We start from the raw sequence: 14,671 nt of genomic DNA, 5'->3' as shown, positions 1-14,671 counted from the left end.
CTCGACGACCCCGCCGCCCCCGAGGACCCCGCCGACACCGGGGAGCCCCGCGATCTGCGGCCGCGGGGCGCCGGGCGCGGGGGGGGGGGCGGGCCCGGGGCCGCACCCGGCCCCCCCCGGCCGCGGGCCCCCCGCGCGCCCCCCCCCCGGCCCCCCCACGTCCGGCTCAGCTCTGCACGAGCCCCTTGGCATCGCGGGCCAGGGCCGTCAGACGGGATATCGCGCGGAAGTACTTCTTGCGATAGCCCCCGTTCAGCATCTCCTCGCTGAACAGCTTGTCGAAGGGCTCGCCGGAGGCCAGGACCGGGATCTCGCGGTCGTACAGGCGGTCGGCGAGGACCACGAGCCGCAGCGCCGTCGACTGGTCCGGGATCGCGCTGACCTCGGTCAGGCAGACCGCCTTCAGATGGTCCGTCAGGGCGCCGTAGCGGCTGGGGTGCACGCGCGCGAGGTGCTCGAGCAGGTGCGGGAAGTCGTCGAGCGAGGCGCCCTCGGTCGCGTACGCGGCCTTGGTGACCTGCTCCTCGGAGTACGGGGGCGGGGCCTCGGGCAGGCCCCGGTGGCGGTAGTCCTCGCCGTCGATGCGCAGCGGGCGGAAGTGCGCGGACAGGCCCTGGATCTCGCGCAGGAAGTCGGCGGCGGCGAACCGGCCCTCGCCGAGCTTGCCCGGCAGCGTGTTCGACGTGGCGGCGAGCGCGACGCCCGCGTCGACCAGCTTGCCGAGCAGGGTGGAGACCAGCACGGTGTCGCCCGGGTCGTCCAGCTCGAACTCGTCGATGCACAGCAGCCGGTGGCCGCTCAGCGTCTTCACGGTCTGCTGGAAGCCCAGCGCGCCCACCAGGTTCGTCAGCTCGACGAAGGTGCCGAACGCCTTCTGCTCGGCGGGCGCCGGGGTGGCGTGCCACAGGGAGGCGAGCAGGTGGGTCTTGCCGACGCCGTAGCCGCCGTCGAGGTAGACGCCGCGCGGGGCGCTCGGCGCGACGGCCGGCTTGCGGCCGAAGCCGAACAGGCCGCGCTTCTTGCCGGTGCCGGCGGCGGGCCCGCCGAGCCCGGCGGCGAAGGAGCCGAGGATCTGGACGGCCTGCGTCTGGCTCGGCTGGTTCGGATCCGGGATGTACGTCTCGAAGCGGGCCGAGCTGAAGCGCGGCGGCGGCACCATCTCGGCGACCAGGCGCTCCGCCGGGACGTGCGGTTCGCGTTCGCACAGGGACAGCGGGCCCGCGTCGGTCAGGGGGGCGGTACCCGCATGGCGGATGTCTGCGGCTTCGGTGGAGGACGACACAGCTCCTCAGTCTAGGCGCCGTGCCAGACTGCACCCATGCGACGCCTGTTCCCTGTGACGTACGAAACAGCAGATCACCAGGGCCGGGAGGGGCGGGACGGCCCCGCGGACGGTGAGTGGGGCCTCGACGCGCTCGCCGACGCCTACGCCTACCCCGACCTGGCCGAGGGGGACGTGTGGCTGCGCGCCAACATGGTCTCCACCCTGGACGGCGCGGCCCAGCACGACGGCCGCTCCCAGCCCATCTCCTGCCCGACGGACATGCGGATCTTCGGCACCCTGCGTGGACTCGCCGACGTGGTCGTCGTCGGGGCCGAGACGGTCCGCCTGGAGGGGTACCGGCCGGCCCGCGCCCGGGAGGCCTTCACCGCGCGCCGGGAGGCGGCGGGGCAGGGTCCGGCCCCGTCCATCGCCGTGATCAGCGGCTCCCTGGACCTGGACTTCACCCTGCCGCTCTTCACCGCGCCGCTGGTCCCCACGTACCTGATCACCGGTGCGGGGGCTCCGCCGGACCGGGTGGAGGCGGCGCGCGAGGCGGGTGCGGAGGTGCTCATCGCGGGCGAGGGCCGGGCGGTGGATCCGCACCGCGCGGTCAGGGCGCTGGCCGGGCGCGGGCACCGGCGGCTGCTCACGGAGGGCGGGCCGCGGATGCTGGGTCAGTTCATCGCCGCGCAGGTGCTCGACGAGCTCTGTCTGACGCTCTCGCCGATGCTCACGGCGGGCGACGCGCAGCGCATCGCGGGAGGTTCCGCTCTTGTCGTGCCGGAACGTTTCGACCTGGCATCTCTTCTGGAGGAGGACGGTTTCCTCTTCTCCCGGTACCGGTGTCGCCGACACTCGGCGGAATGAGTCGTTCCGTTTCGCTTCCGCTGGGCACACTAAAACTCGCAGACCCCGTGCGGCCACGGGGCAGGATGGTTTCCGCAGGTCCCCAGTGACCCGCTCCCGGGCGGGCCACGGTAGGAGAAGAAGGGCGCCCGTCGTGTTCACGAGCGTATTGATGATCGAGAAGGCCCTGACGTCCGCCGACGTGGAGTTCGTCACGACCTTGCACGGCGACGAAGAGGTCTCCTTCCACGTGCTGCTCCAGCCCCGCGGCGACCAGGCGGACCGCCTGCTGCGGGCCATCGACGACGTCGCGATGGGGGAGCTGGACGAGGCGGCCAAGGAACGCGACGTCCCCGAGGGCGACGACGCCCGGGGCCCCGCCGAGCAGGCCCTCGCGGTCTCGCTCACGGCCCTGCACCAGGCCGGCTGCGCAGCCGAGGGGCGCCTCGTCGAGGACCACCCGCTGGACGCGCTGAAGACCCGGGTGGACGAGGTCGACGCGGACGAGGTCATCGTCCTCACCGACCCGCACTACGTCGAGGAGTTCTTCCACCGCGACTGGGCCTCCCGAGCCCGCCACAAGGTCGGCGTCCCGGTCCTCAAGCTCTTCTCCCACAGCAAGGCGTAGCGCCTGCCGGCGGGGTCGCGGATCTCTGCCGCTCCGGGCCGGAGAGCGGCCCGCCAGCGCCCGCGCTCTCGCCCGGCGGAGGGGGCGAGCGCCTGGAGAGCGGGCGGCCCGGGGGACCACCCGTCGGGCCGGCGCCCGCTCGCCGGGTGGGATCGTGGCCCGTCTGCCGAGCCCGCGCCTTGCCGCGTCCGCGGGGGTGGGGCGACCCGCCGTGGGGCGAGGCGGGCCGTGGTGCGGGAGCCGGAGCGGTGAGGCAATAGGCTGGGAGCGGCCCGGGGGCTTTGTGACCGCGGGCCCGGCACGGCCGGTACCTCACCGGCACCTCAGAGGACTCAGGGGAGACACACCTATGGCACCGGGCCTTCCTACCGCCATGGACCGACCGCACTTCATCGGCATCGGCGGCGCCGGAATGTCGGGCATCGCCAAGATCCTCACCCAGCGCGGTGCCCGCGTCGCCGGCAGCGACGCGCGCGAGTCCGCGACCGCGGAGGCCCTGCGCGCGCTCGGCGCCACGGTCCACATCGGGCACGACGCCGCGCACGTCGCGCCGGACGCGACCGCGATCGTGGTCTCCTCCGCGATCCGCGAGGACAATCCGGAGCTGGCCCGCGCCAAGGAGCTCGGCATCCCGGTCGTGCACCGCTCCGACGCCCTCGCCGCCCTCATGGACGGCCTGCGCCCCATCGCGGTGGCCGGTACCCACGGCAAGACCACCACGACGTCGATGCTCGCGGTGTCCCTGTCCTCCCTCGGCCTGAATCCGTCGTACGCGATCGGCGGCGACCTCGACGCCCCGGGCTCGAACGCGCTGCACGGCGAGGGCGACATCTTCGTCGCCGAGGCCGACGAGTCGGACCGAAGCTTCCACAAGTACACGCCGGAAGTCGCGATCATCCTCAACGTCGAGCTCGACCACCACGCCAACTACGCGTCGATGGACGAGATCTACGACTCCTTCGAGACCTTCACCTCGAAGATCGTCCCCGGCGGCACCCTCGTCATCGCAGCCGACCAGGCGGGCGCCGTCGAGCTCACCCGCCGCATCCGCGACACGACGTCCCTCAAGGTCGTCACGTACGGCGAGTCGGAGTCCTCCGACATCCGCATCCACAAGATCACCCCGCGCGGCCTCACCAGTGAGGTGACGGTTCTGCTCGACGGGAAGCTGCTGACCTTCACCGTCTCGGTCCCCGGCCGCCACTACGCGCACAACGCGGTCGCGGCCCTCGCGGCGGGCGTCGCCCTCGGCATCCCGGCCCGCAACCTCGCCTCCGCCCTCAAGGCGTACACCGGCGTCAAGCGCCGCCTCCAGCTCAAGGGCGAGGTGAACGGCGTGCAGGTCATCGACTCGTACGCGCACCACCCCACCGAGATGACCGCCGACCTGGAGGCCATGCGCTCGGCCGCCGGTGACGCCCGCCTCCTCGTCCTCTTCCAGCCGCACCTCTTCTCCCGTACCCAGGAGCTCGGCAAGGAGATGGGCGACGCCCTCGCCCTCGCCGACGCCTCCGTGGTCCTCGACATCTACCCGGCCCGCGAGGACCCGATCCCGGGCATCACGAGCGCCCTGATCATCGACGCGGCCCGCGCCGCCGGCGCCGACGTGCAGGCCGCGCCCGACAAGGACGCCGCCGTCGCCGCGATCGCGGGAATGGCCAAGCCCGGCGATCTCGTTCTCACCATGGGCGCGGGCGACGTCACGGACCTCGGCCCGCGGATCCTGACCCAGCTGGAGGGATGAGCACATGTCGTACGACGTCGAGAAGCCGGACGAGCAGTGGCGCGCGGAGCTGAGCCCGGCGGAGTACGCGGTACTGCGCCAGGCCGGCACGGAGCCCGCCTTCGTCGGTGAGTACACGGACACCAAGACGCAGGGCGTCTACTCCTGCCGCGCCTGCGGCGCCGAGCTCTTCACCTCCACGGAGAAGTTCGAGTCGCACTGCGGCTGGCCGTCCTTCTACGACCCGAAGGACTCGGACGCCGTGGAGCTGATCGAGGACCGCTCGCACGGCATGGTGCGCACCGAGGTCCGCTGCTCCCGCTGCGGCTCCCACCTCGGGCACGTGTTCGAGGGTGAGGGGTACCCCACCCCGACGGACCAGCGGTACTGCATCAACTCGATCTCGCTGCGCCTGTCGCCGACGGAGTAGCCGGTCAGCTCCGGGTCACCCGGAGCTCCTTGATCCCGTTGATGAAGTTCGACACCAGCTGGCGCGGCGGCTCCGCGAGCCGCAGCGCCGGCGCCGCCCGGCCCAGCTCCTCGTGGAGCACCCGCAGCTGAAGCCGCGCGAAATGCGCGCCGAGGCACACGTGCGGGCCGTCGCCGAACGAGACGTGCGGGTTGGGGGAGCGGCCCAGGTCCAGGCGGAACGGGTCGGGGAAGACCCGCTCGTCGTGGTTGGCGGACGCGTGGAACACGACGACCTTGTCGCCCCGCGCGATGCGCGTGCCCGCGAGCGTCGTGTCCCGCGCCGCCGTGCGGCGGAAGGTCAGCACCGGCGGGTGCCGGCGCAGCAGCTCGTCCACGGCCGTCGGCACGTCGGCCCGGCCCGACCGCAGCCGCTCGTACGCGGACGGGTCATCGGCGAGGAGCGCCACGCCGCCGGGGGCCGCGCTGCGCACCGTGTCGTTGCCCGCGATCGTGAGCAGGAAGAAGAACATCTGCCGCTCGCCCGGGGTGAGATCCGGGTCCGTCGCGAGCGTCGTCATGATGTCGTCGGCCGGGTGCGCGCGCTTGTAGGCCGACAGTTCGTCCGCGTACGCGAACATGTCGGCCAGCGCCGAAGGGGAGCGCGGGTTCACCAGCGGGCCGCCGTCCGCGGACCCGGCCGCCTCGTCCGGGTCCTGGTAGCCGATGACCCGGCGCGTCCAGTGCAGCATCAGGCCCCGGTCGGACTCCGGGACGCCGAGCAGGTCCGCGAGATTCAGCAGCGCGTAGTCGTCGGTGACCGTGCCGACCAGGTCCACCGTGTCCGCGCCGTCGGGTCCGAGGGCCTTGGCCAGCAAGGACGCCGCCCGCTCGCGCACCGACCTCTCGAACGCCTCCACGCGGCGCGGCGTGAACGCCCGGCTGACCAGACGGCGCAGCCGGCCGTGGGACGGCGGATCCTGGTTGAGCATCATGCCGCGGATGAACGGCAGGTCCGCCGGGTCCGGGTCGCGGATCTGGGTGGCGCCCAGGAACGACGAGTACGTCCGCGCGTCCTTGAGGACCCGCACCACGTCCGCGTGCCGGGTCACCGCCCAGAAGCCGGGGCCCTCGGGCCAGCCGAGGACCGCCGGTTCCGCCTGCCACGCCACGGGGTGGCGGTCGCGCAGGACGCGGTACCGGTCGTGCGGGACGCCGTGACCGTACAGCCGCGGGTCGAAGACGTCCGGCACCGCGCCGCTCACGCGCCGTCCGCCCGCAGGAAGTCCTCCACCACCCGGATCAGCGCGAGCGGCGCCTCGTCCATCGCGTAGTGCCCGCACACCGGCAGGTCGACGAGCTCGCCGCGGGTGAACCAGCGCAGCCACGTGCCGCGCATCAGCTCCGCCGACAGCGCCGGGTCGAGCTGGCCCGTGACGGTGAGCGCGGGGGTCGTACAGCCCTCCAGGTCGGTGTGGAAGTCGTCGCCGGTCCACGAGTCGAGCCAGGCGCGGAACGCCTTGACGTCGCTGACCGCCAGGGAACGCTCCACCATCCGGTCCAGCCACGCCGCCGGGCGGACGCCGCCCGTCGTGACGTCGAGGATCGCGCGGCGGTGCTCCGGCTTCGTGTCCGCCGTGGAGAACAACTCCCACTGCTCGGGCGGGAGTTGCAGACCCGACGCCGGGACCGGCGAGACGCCCGCGAGCCGCCGCACCCGGTGCGGGGCCGTCGCGACCACGCGCTGCGCCACGCTGCCGCCCATCGAGTGCCCGATCAGCGAGAAGCGCTCCCAGCCGAGCCGGTCCGCGAGATCCAGCACGTCGGCCGCGCCCTCGGCGGTCGTGTACGCGCCCGGGGTGTCCTTCGCCTCCCCGTAGCCGCGCAGGTCGACCAGCGCGTACTGGAAGGAGGAACGGTCCAGATCGGGGACGACCGGCGCGTAGGCGGAGCGGTCGGCGAACCAGCCGTGCACCGCGATCACCTTGTGCGGACCGTCGCCGTGCAGTGCGTGCGGCAGGACAAAGGAGGAGGCCACGTCGACTCCTGGGGATGAGGGGCGGTGCCGGACGCCGTCCACGGTGACGCGGGGCCGCGAAGGCCACAAGAGGGCGCGCGGGGGCGATCGGCGACAATGGGGGGCGTGACCTCCCGCGAGACCCCCCGCACCACGCCCGACCCCACCGCCGCCACCGCCCCCGAGGCCTCCGGCACCGGCCGCCGGCGCCTCGATCTCGTCGCCGACTGCGGCGACTGCTTCGGCCTGTGCTGTGTCGCGCTGCCCTTCGCCAAGTCCCACGACTTCGCGGCGAACAAGGCGGCGGGCTCACCGTGCCGCAACCTCCAGGACGACTTCCGGTGCGGCATCCACGCCTCGCTGCGCGACCGCGGCTACCCGGGGTGCACCGTCTTCGACTGCTTCGGCGCGGGCCAGAAGGTCTCCCAGGTCACCTACGAAGGCGTCAGCTGGCGCGAACGGCCCAAGACCGCCCGGCAGATGTACGAGGTCTTCCCCGTCATGCGCCATCTCCACGAACTGCTCTGGTACTTGAGCGACGTCCTGGACCTCGACCGGGCCCGGCCCGTGCACCGCGACGCCGAGCGGGCCCGCGCCGACCTCGAGCGGCTCACCCGCGCGAGCGCCGGGGAACTGCTCGCCGCCGACGTGCCCGCGATCCGCGACGAGGTCAACACGCTGCTGCTCAAGGCCAGCGAACTCGTCCGCGCGCAGGTGCCGGGCCGCAGGAAGAACCACCGGGGCGCCGACCTCGTGGGCGCCCGCCTGCGCAAGGCCGACCTGCGCGGCGCCACCCTGCGCGGAGCCCTCCTCGTCGCCGCCGACCTGACCGGCGCCGACCTGCGCCACGCGGACCTCATCGGCGCCGACCTGCGCGACACGAACCTCACCGGCGCCGACCTCACCGGGGCCCTGTTCCTCACCCAGGCCCAGCTCAACGCGGCCCGCGGCGACGCCACCACGCGCGTACCGCAGGGCCTGAACCGGCCCGCGCACTGGGCCTAGGCCCGCTAGCCGCACACCGAGGGCAGCGCGCGGGCCAGCGCGCCCGCGTGGAGCGCGTCGAACCCGTGCGTGTGCGCCGCGCGCAGGGCCGCCGAGGCCAGCAGCGGCGTGCAGGCAGGTGACGTACGGGCGGGGGCCGTCGCGCGCAAGGCGTCGAGGAGTGCGACCGTGATGCGGTCGAGCGCCGGGCGGACCTCCTTCGCCAGGTCCGGGCGCTCGGCGGGCCGCTCCTCGGGATGCGCGTCCCAGCGGGCGTACAGGCCGCGCTGCACCTGCTTGTTGGCCTCCATCTGGTCGCGGAACACGGCCTGCGCCCACGCGGGGTCCAGGCCGAGCGCCACCGCCCGGCGGGCCACGTCGTCGAGGACCTGCCGCTCGCGCGCCGGGTCGTCGATCGGGGCCGGCGTGCCGTACTTCGCGGCCGCCACCTTGTCGGCGAGCGCGAGCCGGTCCGCCGCGAGCGAGGAGACCTCGGTGAGGGCGTGCGGGGCCGCGCGCGCCGTACGCGGCGCGGGCGCGGCAGAAGCCGTGGCGGGGAGCGCCGCGCCGCCCAGGGCGAGCACGGCGGCGCAGCCGGCGGCGAGCAGGCGAGGGGACAGGCAGGCACGTACGGGCGTCTTCGGCACGGGACGTGTATAGCGCGCCACTCTCCCGAAGTCGCCCCGAACAGGCGTCCGTTCACGCGATAGGACGATCATGTGCTCCGTCGCGGATGGGTGGATCGGCCCCCGGGTAGGGCCGCGCACATGACTGACCCGTCCTCGCAGCCGTTCCACCTGCCGCGCTTCTACATGCCGTACCGCGCGCGGCTCAACCCCCACCTCGACGAGGCGCGCGCCCACTCCACCGCGTGGGCGCGCGAGATGGGCATGCTGGAAGGAAGCGGCGTCTGGGAGCAGAGCGACCTCGACGCGCACGACTACGGGCTGCTGTGCGCGCACACGCACCCCGACTGCGACGGCCCCGCGCTGTCGCTGATCACCGACTGGTACGTGTGGGTCTTCTTCTTCGACGACCACTTCCTGGACATGTACAAGCGCACCAACGACCGGGAGGCCGGCAAGCACCACCTGGAGCGGCTGCCGCTCTTCATGCCGATGGACCTCGCCACGGCCGTGCCCGAGCCGGAGAACCCGGTCGAGGCCGGTCTGATCGACCTGTGGCGGCGCACCGTGCCCGCCATGTCCCTGGACTGGCGCCGCCGCTTCGCCGAGTCGACCGAGCACCTGCTCAACGAGTCGATGTGGGAACTGTCCAACATCAACGAGGGGAGGATCGCCAACCCCGTCGAGTACATCGAGATGCGCCGCAAGGTGGGCGGCGCCCCTTGGTCGGCCGGACTCGTCGAGTACGCGACCGCCGAGGTCCCCGCCGCCGTCGCCCGCTCCCGGCCCCTGCGCGTCCTCATGGAGACGTTCTCCGACGCCGTCCACCTGCGCAACGACCTCTTCTCCTACGAGCGCGAGGTGCGCGACGAGGGGGAGCTCAGCAACGGCGTCCTCGTCCTGGAGACCTTCTTCGGCTGCACCACCCAGGAGGCGGCCGAGGCCGTCAACGACGTACTGACCTCGCGCCTGCACCAGTTCGAGCACACCGCGCTCACCGAGGTGCCCGGCCTCGCCGCCGAGCACGGACTCACCCCGGACGAGGTCGCCGCCGTCGCCGCCTACACACAGGGGCTGACGGACTGGCAGTCCGGAGGCCATGCCTGGCACATGAAGTCCAGCCGCTACATGAACAAGGAGGCGCCGCCCGCCACCGCGCCCCTGTTCGGGCCGGCCGGCCCCGGCTCCGGGACGACCGACGTGGTCGGGCTCCTCAAGGACCTCGGGGCGCAGCGGCTGCGCGCCTACACGCACGTGCCGTACCAGAAGGTGGGGCCGTCCCGGATCCCCGACATCTACATGCCGTTCGCGCTGCGGCTCAACCCGGAGCTGGACGGCGCCCGCGCCCGGCTCGTGCCCTGGGCGCACCGCACGGGCATCCTGTCCGAGGGCGTCTGGGACGAGGACAAGCTGGCCTCCTGCGACCTCGCGCTGTGCGCGGCGGGCATCGCCCCCGACAGCGACGCCGAGGCCCTCGACCTCAACGCCCAGTGGCTGGCCTGGGGCACGTACGGCGACGACTACTACCCGCTGGTCTTCGGGCACCGGCGCGACCTGGCCGCCGCCAAGGCGTGCACGGCCCGGCTGTCCGCCTGCATGCCCGTCGAGAGTCATGAGCCTCCGGTGGTGCCGGTCAACGCCGTGGAGCGCGGCCTGATCGACCTGTGGCGGCGTACCACCGCGGTCATGACGCCCGACCAGAAGCGCACCGTGAAGGCGTCCGTCGACGTGATGACGGAGAGCTGGGTGTGGGAGCTCGCCAACCAGATCCAGAACCGGGTCCCCGACCCGGTCGACTACCTGGAGATGCGCCGCGCCACCTTCGGCTCCGACCTCACGATGAACCTGTGCCGCATGGGCCACGGCCCCGCCGTCCCGCCCCAGGTGTACCGCAGCGGACCCGTGCGCGCCCTGGAGAACGCGGCGGTCGACTACGCGTGCCTGCTCAACGACGTGTTCTCGTACCAGAAGGAGATCGAGTACGAGGGGGAGATCCACAACGCGATCCTGGTCGTGCAGAACTTCTTCGGCATCGACTACCCGCGGGCGCTCGCGATCGTGAACGACCTGATGACCCAGCGGATGCGGCAGTTCGAGCACATCGCCGCGCACGAGTTCCCCGTCCTCTACGACGACTTCCGGCTGTCCCGGGAAGCGCGCGCGGTGATGGAGGGATACGTCCAGGACCTGCGGAACTGGACGTCCGGCATCCTCAACTGGCACGCCGAGGTGGACCGTTACCGGGCCGGCTACCTCGCCGGCCGGGCCCACGGCTTCGTACCCGACCGGACCCCCGCGCCGCCGCCCGGCGGTTTCCGGAACTTCGCGTCCGGAATGGGTGGTTCAGGGAACTTCGCCGGAACTCGGGTCGTCTAGGGAGGTGAGAGCGCCGCACGGCGCGGCTCACGGCCACTGACCGGCCGTACAACGGGGGAATCGAGAAGAACACACGGGGGTGTTCTTGCCTTGACCGACATCATCGAGCACACACAGACCGGCACGGCGTCAGGCCCGGCGTCCGGGGCGGGGACCGGGGGAGCGGAACTGGCGCCGTACGTCGCGCCGTTGACCGTGCCGCCGGTGCTGCGGCCCGCCGCCGGGGACGTGCGCAGGGAGACCGAGATCGCCCTGCGCCCCACCTGGCAGCGGCTGCACCCGCAGCTCCCGCCGACCCTCATGTGGGGGTACGAGGGCACGGTGCCGGGCCCGACCATCGAGGTGCGGCGCGGACAGCGCGTGCGCATCGCGTGGACGAACCGCATTCCTAAGGGCGGCGCGTACCCGGTCACGGCGGTGGAGGTGCCCATCGCCGCACCGAGCCCGACCACCCGCCCGGGCCGCGAGGGCGCGCCGCCGAACGAGGACGTGGCGGCGCTGCCCGCCTGGTCCGTGACCCATCTGCACGGCGCCCAGACGGGCGGCGGCAACGACGGCTGGGCGGACAACGCGGTGGGCTTCGGCGACGCCCAGCTCGCCGAGTACCCGAACGACCACCAGGCGGTGCAGTGGTGGTACCACGACCACGCCATGAACATCACGCGGTGGAACGTGCAGACGGGCCTGTACGGCACCTACCTGATCCGGGACGACGAGGAGGACGCCCTCGGGCTGCCCTCCGGGGACCGTGAGATACCGCTCCTGCTCGCCGACCGGAACCTGGACACGGACGAGGACGGGGCGCTCAACGGGCGGCTGCTGCACAAGACGGCCGTCGTCCAGGCGGCGAACCCGGAGACGGGCAAGCCGGTCTCCATCCCGTTCACCGGCCCGTACACGACGGTCAACGGCCGGATCTGGCCGTACGCCGAGGTGGACCCGGCCTGGTACCGCTTCCGCCTGGTCAACGCGTCGAACGCGCGCATCTTCGACCTCGTCCTCGTCGACGAGGACGGGCAGGCGGTGCCCGGGGTCCTGAAGCAGATCGGCAGCGACGGCGGCCTGCTGCCGCGCCCGGTGCCGGTCGACTTCGAGGGGGCGCTGCCGGCGCTCACGATCGCGCCGGCCGAGCGGATGGACCTGCTGATCGACTTCGGGGCGCTCGCCGGCCGCCGCGTCCGCCTCGTCAACAAGGGGCCGGGCGAGGCGCCGGGCGTGCCCGATCCGGCGGGCGACGTGCCGTACCCGCACGTGCTCGAGTTCCGCGTGGGGACCTCGTGCGCGCCGGACCCGTTCACCCTGCCCGAGGTGCTCTCGGGGTCCTTCCGGCGGCTGACGCACGACATCGAGCACGGGCACCGGCTGATCGTGCTGACCCCTCCGGCCACGAAGGGCGGCGGCGGGCACCCCGAGATCTGGGAGATGACCGAGATCGAGGAGCCCGAGGGGCTGAGCCTGCCCGCCGAGGGCATCATCCAGGTCGCCGACGCCGAGGGGGCGGTGAAGACCTACCGGCGCACCGCGCGGACGTTCAACGACGGGCTCGGCTTCACCCTCGCCGAGGGCTCCCACGAGCAGTGGAGCTTCCTGAACCTCGCGGTGAACCCGCCGGTCGTGCACCCCATGCACATCCATCTGGCCGACTTCCAGATCCTCGGCCGCGACGTGTACGACGTCACCGGCTTCGACGTGACGACGGGCGGCACCGCGAAGCCGGTCCGCCCCGAGCCCGGCGGCGCGGTCCCGGTCCCGCCGAACGAGCAGGGCCACAAGGACGTCTTCCGCGCGCTGCCCGGGCAGATGCTGCGTGTCATGGGGCGCTTCGACGGGGCGTACGGGCGGTTCATGTACCACTGCCACCTGCTGGAGCACGAGGACATGGGGATGATGCGGCCGTTCGTCGTGATGCCGAAGGAGGCGCTGAAGTTCGACCACGGCGCCGGGCACGGCGGAGACCACGGGGGAGGTCACGAGGGAGGTCACGCGAGCCACGGGGGATAACCGGGGCGGTCGTGCCGGGCCGTGCTCGATCACGGCCCGGCATGCTCACTCGTTCGAGGAACGTGGCGCGCCCGCCCGGAGGGTAGAGCTCCGGCCGGGGGACGGGCGAGCTACGGAGGCGAGCGAGCTATGGAACAGACCGCGTTGCGTCCCAAGTCCCTGCCGGGGTCCGGTCCGGCGGGAGGCTCCGGTGGCCGCGGGGGCACCAGTGGTACGGATCGGGAGCCGCGGCCCAGGCGGCGGCCGCACGCGGCGCGGCGTCGCGGCCGGCGGCTCGTCACCTGGCTGACCGGGCTGTGCTGCGCCGTGGTCCTGGTGCTCGCCGGGATCGGCCTCGGCACCGTCGGGACCGGTGTCATCGCGCTGAGCAGGATGGCCGAGATGCGGGAGGCACAGCAGGCGGTGCCCCCGGGCACGGGCGGGACGGCCGGGACGCCTGGGGCCCCGGGGGCGTCGGGAACGGCGTCCGCGCGGCAGTCCGGACCGGCCGGTTCGGCCGGAGCCGCCGCGTCGCCCGCGCGGTCGGCGGCGCCGGGCCCGGACCGGGCGCCGGCGCGCGCCGGCCTCGGCCTGGAGGTGGTCGACGCACCCGGCGGGCCCGGGGCGCTGGTCGTGGCGGTGCACGTGCCGGGGCCCGGCTACACGGCCGGGCTCGTGCGCGGGGACGTGCTGCTGCGGCTGGGGGCGGACGAGATCGGCTCGGCGAGCGACCTCGCCGCCCGCGTCGCGGACGCCCGGCCCGGCCGCGAACTGCGGGTGAAGGTCCGTCACGGCGACGGCGGGCGGCAGGACCTGACGGTCGTGCCGGGCGTCGTCACCTGAGGCCTCCCGGCAGGGGCCGCCGGGTTCAGACGGTGCGGAAATGGGTCGTCAGGCGGTGCGCGTCGTCCAGGACGTGGAAGGCGAGGCCCACCGGGGCGTCCCGGTCCGCGATCTGCTCGCCCTCCCAGGGCAGGCGCAGGGTCCAGGTGACTCCGGGGCCCACGAGCAGCGGCCGGCCCGCGAAGGAGGTCGCCGCCGGGCTGTGGGCGTGGCCGGTGATCAGCGCGACGATCTCCGGGCGCCGCTCCAGGAGCCGGGCGAGCCGGCCCGGGCGGCCCAGCGGGTAGCGGTCCGGGAGCGGGTGGTGCAGGGCGACCGGCGGGTGGTGGAAGGCGAGCAGCACCGGGGTGCCCCCGTCCAGGGCGTCCAGCTCCGCCTCGATCCATGCGTACGTCGTCTCGTCGAGGTCGCCCTCGTCGGCGCCCGGCACGCTGGAGTCGCACATCAGGAGCGCGGCACCGCCGATCCGGTGCGCCCGGTTCACGGGGCCGTCCGCCGGGGGCTCGCCCAGCAGGGCCTTGCGGTAGGCGGAGCGCACGTCGTGGTTGCCGGGGCAGGTCAGGACGGGGAAGGGCAGCGCCGGTCCGCCGCGCAGCCCGAGCAGCGCGGCCGCCTCCTCGTACTCGGACTCGGCGCCGTGGTCGGCGATGTCGCCGGTGACCAGGAGGGCGTCGACCGGTCCCGGCAGGGCCCGCAGACGCTCCGTCACCCGGCGGGCCCGTTCGCTCGCGCGCGGCGTGCCGTCGAGGTGCAGATCGCTGATCTGGGCGAGTACGAGCATGGCGGGAGGTCCTCCACGGGCTGACAGGGTCCGGCACGCGCCGACGCGTCCCGTTCCGGCACGGTTCTAATGGGTCGGGCTGATTCAAGCATTAGTCCTAATGGTTGGGCAATGGCCAAGCGTTAGCGAGGGTGGAGGTGGGGCCGTGTGCGCGGGAACCGGCTCGCGCGGTCCTGCGAGGGCGGGCAGGATGCT

The 14,671-nt window shown here is 73.4% G+C and carries 13 protein-coding genes; 8 read left to right on the top strand and 5 right to left on the bottom strand.

The genetic code is table 11. The annotated features are described in order from the left end of the window. Positions 1-166: 166 nt before the first annotated feature. On the bottom strand, positions 167-1,282 hold the full coding sequence (gene zapE / locus ACFW9D_RS00775; RefSeq protein WP_384616495.1) for a cell division protein ZapE: 1,116 nt from the start codon (positions 1,280-1,282) through the stop codon (positions 167-169). A 36-nt stretch (positions 1,283-1,318) separates the two neighbouring features. On the opposite strand from zapE, the gene ACFW9D_RS00770 reads away from it, so the two are divergent. From ACFW9D_RS00770 to msrB, 4 genes are all read left to right on the top strand, one after another. Further along, positions 1,319-2,131 carry a pyrimidine reductase family protein gene (locus ACFW9D_RS00770; RefSeq protein ID WP_384616493.1) on the top strand — a complete coding sequence of 271 codons (813 nt, stop codon included), beginning with the start codon at positions 1,319-1,321 and terminating at the stop codon, positions 2,129-2,131. 133 nt (positions 2,132-2,264) lie between these two features. Then, complete coding sequence (locus tag ACFW9D_RS00765; RefSeq protein ID WP_188336320.1) at positions 2,265-2,738, top strand: indole-3-glycerol phosphate synthase; 474 nt, start codon at positions 2,265-2,267, stop codon at positions 2,736-2,738. Between the two features lie 349 nt (positions 2,739-3,087). After that, positions 3,088-4,482: a UDP-N-acetylmuramate--L-alanine ligase gene (gene murC, locus ACFW9D_RS00760; protein ID WP_384616491.1), complete on the top strand. Its 1,395-nt coding sequence runs from the start codon at positions 3,088-3,090 to the stop codon at positions 4,480-4,482. A 4-nt stretch (positions 4,483-4,486) separates the two neighbouring features. Continuing rightward, positions 4,487-4,891, top strand: coding sequence for a peptide-methionine (R)-S-oxide reductase MsrB (msrB, locus tag ACFW9D_RS00755; protein WP_384616490.1), 405 nt, complete (start codon positions 4,487-4,489; stop codon positions 4,889-4,891). A 4-nt stretch (positions 4,892-4,895) separates the two neighbouring features. Here msrB and ACFW9D_RS00750 read toward each other — a convergent pair whose 3' ends face one another. Both ACFW9D_RS00750 and ACFW9D_RS00745 read right to left on the bottom strand, forming a co-directional pair. Further along, the gene (locus tag ACFW9D_RS00750) at positions 4,896-6,134 is read right to left on the bottom strand and encodes a cytochrome P450 (protein ID WP_384616488.1); all 1,239 of its coding nucleotides are present in this window, start codon (positions 6,132-6,134) and stop codon (positions 4,896-4,898) included. Further along, positions 6,131-6,907 (bottom strand): alpha/beta fold hydrolase, encoded by a 777-nt coding sequence (locus ACFW9D_RS00745; protein WP_384616486.1) that lies wholly within the window; start codon positions 6,905-6,907, stop codon positions 6,131-6,133. The genes ACFW9D_RS00750 and ACFW9D_RS00745 overlap by 4 nt, the downstream gene beginning before the upstream one ends. A 96-nt stretch (positions 6,908-7,003) precedes the next feature. On the opposite strand from ACFW9D_RS00745, the gene ACFW9D_RS00740 reads away from it, so the two are divergent. Further along, positions 7,004-7,891 carry a pentapeptide repeat-containing protein gene (locus ACFW9D_RS00740; protein ID WP_384616484.1) on the top strand — a complete coding sequence of 296 codons (888 nt, stop codon included), beginning with the start codon at positions 7,004-7,006 and terminating at the stop codon, positions 7,889-7,891. A gap of 5 nt (positions 7,892-7,896) precedes the next feature. Here the strand turns inward: ACFW9D_RS00740 and ACFW9D_RS00735 are convergent, their stop codons facing one another. Beyond that, entirely contained in the window at positions 7,897-8,517 is a 621-nt protein-coding gene (locus ACFW9D_RS00735) for a chorismate mutase (RefSeq protein WP_384616483.1), read from the bottom strand. A gap of 120 nt (positions 8,518-8,637) precedes the next feature. Between ACFW9D_RS00735 and cyc2 the strand changes: the two genes are divergently transcribed. From cyc2 to ACFW9D_RS00720, 3 genes are all read left to right on the top strand, one after another. Beyond that, a complete protein-coding gene (gene cyc2, locus ACFW9D_RS00730) occupies positions 8,638-10,872 on the top strand; it encodes a germacradienol/geosmin synthase Cyc2 (RefSeq protein ID WP_384616481.1) in 2,235 nt (744 codons plus the stop codon). A 90-nt stretch (positions 10,873-10,962) separates the two neighbouring features. Beyond that, a complete protein-coding gene (gene phsA / locus ACFW9D_RS00725) occupies positions 10,963-12,873 on the top strand; it encodes an O-aminophenol oxidase PhsA (RefSeq protein ID WP_384616479.1) in 1,911 nt (636 codons plus the stop codon). Between the two features lie 129 nt (positions 12,874-13,002). Next, positions 13,003-13,695 carry a PDZ domain-containing protein gene (locus ACFW9D_RS00720; protein ID WP_384616478.1) on the top strand — a complete coding sequence of 231 codons (693 nt, stop codon included), beginning with the start codon at positions 13,003-13,005 and terminating at the stop codon, positions 13,693-13,695. 25 nt (positions 13,696-13,720) lie between these two features. On the opposite strand, the gene ACFW9D_RS00715 is transcribed toward ACFW9D_RS00720, so the two are convergent. Continuing rightward, positions 13,721-14,476 (bottom strand): metallophosphoesterase, encoded by a 756-nt coding sequence (locus ACFW9D_RS00715; RefSeq protein WP_384616476.1) that lies wholly within the window; start codon positions 14,474-14,476, stop codon positions 13,721-13,723. Positions 14,477-14,671: the final 195 nt, after the last annotated feature.

Source organism: Streptomyces sp. NPDC059524, from assembly GCF_042749255.1.
Lineage (GTDB): Bacteria > Actinomycetota > Actinomycetes > Streptomycetales > Streptomycetaceae > Streptomyces > Streptomyces xanthii.
Note: the sequence above shows the minus strand (reverse complement) of the source record. Positions and strands in the feature narration are given on the sequence as shown.

Excerpts from the sequence above, each read along its gene's own strand:
- ACFW9D_RS00770 (WP_384616493.1), top strand. The coding sequence starts at position 1,319 with ATGCGACGCCTGTTCCCTGTGACGTACGAAACAGCAGATCACCAGGGC.
- ACFW9D_RS00720 (WP_384616478.1), top strand. The coding sequence starts at position 13,003 with ATGGAACAGACCGCGTTGCGTCCCAAGTCCCTGCCGGGGTCCGGTCCG.
- ACFW9D_RS00715 (WP_384616476.1), bottom strand. The coding sequence starts at position 14,476 with ATGCTCGTACTCGCCCAGATCAGCGATCTGCACCTCGACGGCACGCCG.
- msrB (WP_384616490.1), top strand. The coding sequence starts at position 4,487 with ATGTCGTACGACGTCGAGAAGCCGGACGAGCAGTGGCGCGCGGAGCTG.
- ACFW9D_RS00740 (WP_384616484.1), top strand. The coding sequence starts at position 7,004 with ATGGGGGGCGTGACCTCCCGCGAGACCCCCCGCACCACGCCCGACCCC.
- cyc2 (WP_384616481.1), top strand. The coding sequence starts at position 8,638 with ATGACTGACCCGTCCTCGCAGCCGTTCCACCTGCCGCGCTTCTACATG.
- murC (WP_384616491.1), top strand. The coding sequence starts at position 3,088 with ATGGCACCGGGCCTTCCTACCGCCATGGACCGACCGCACTTCATCGGC.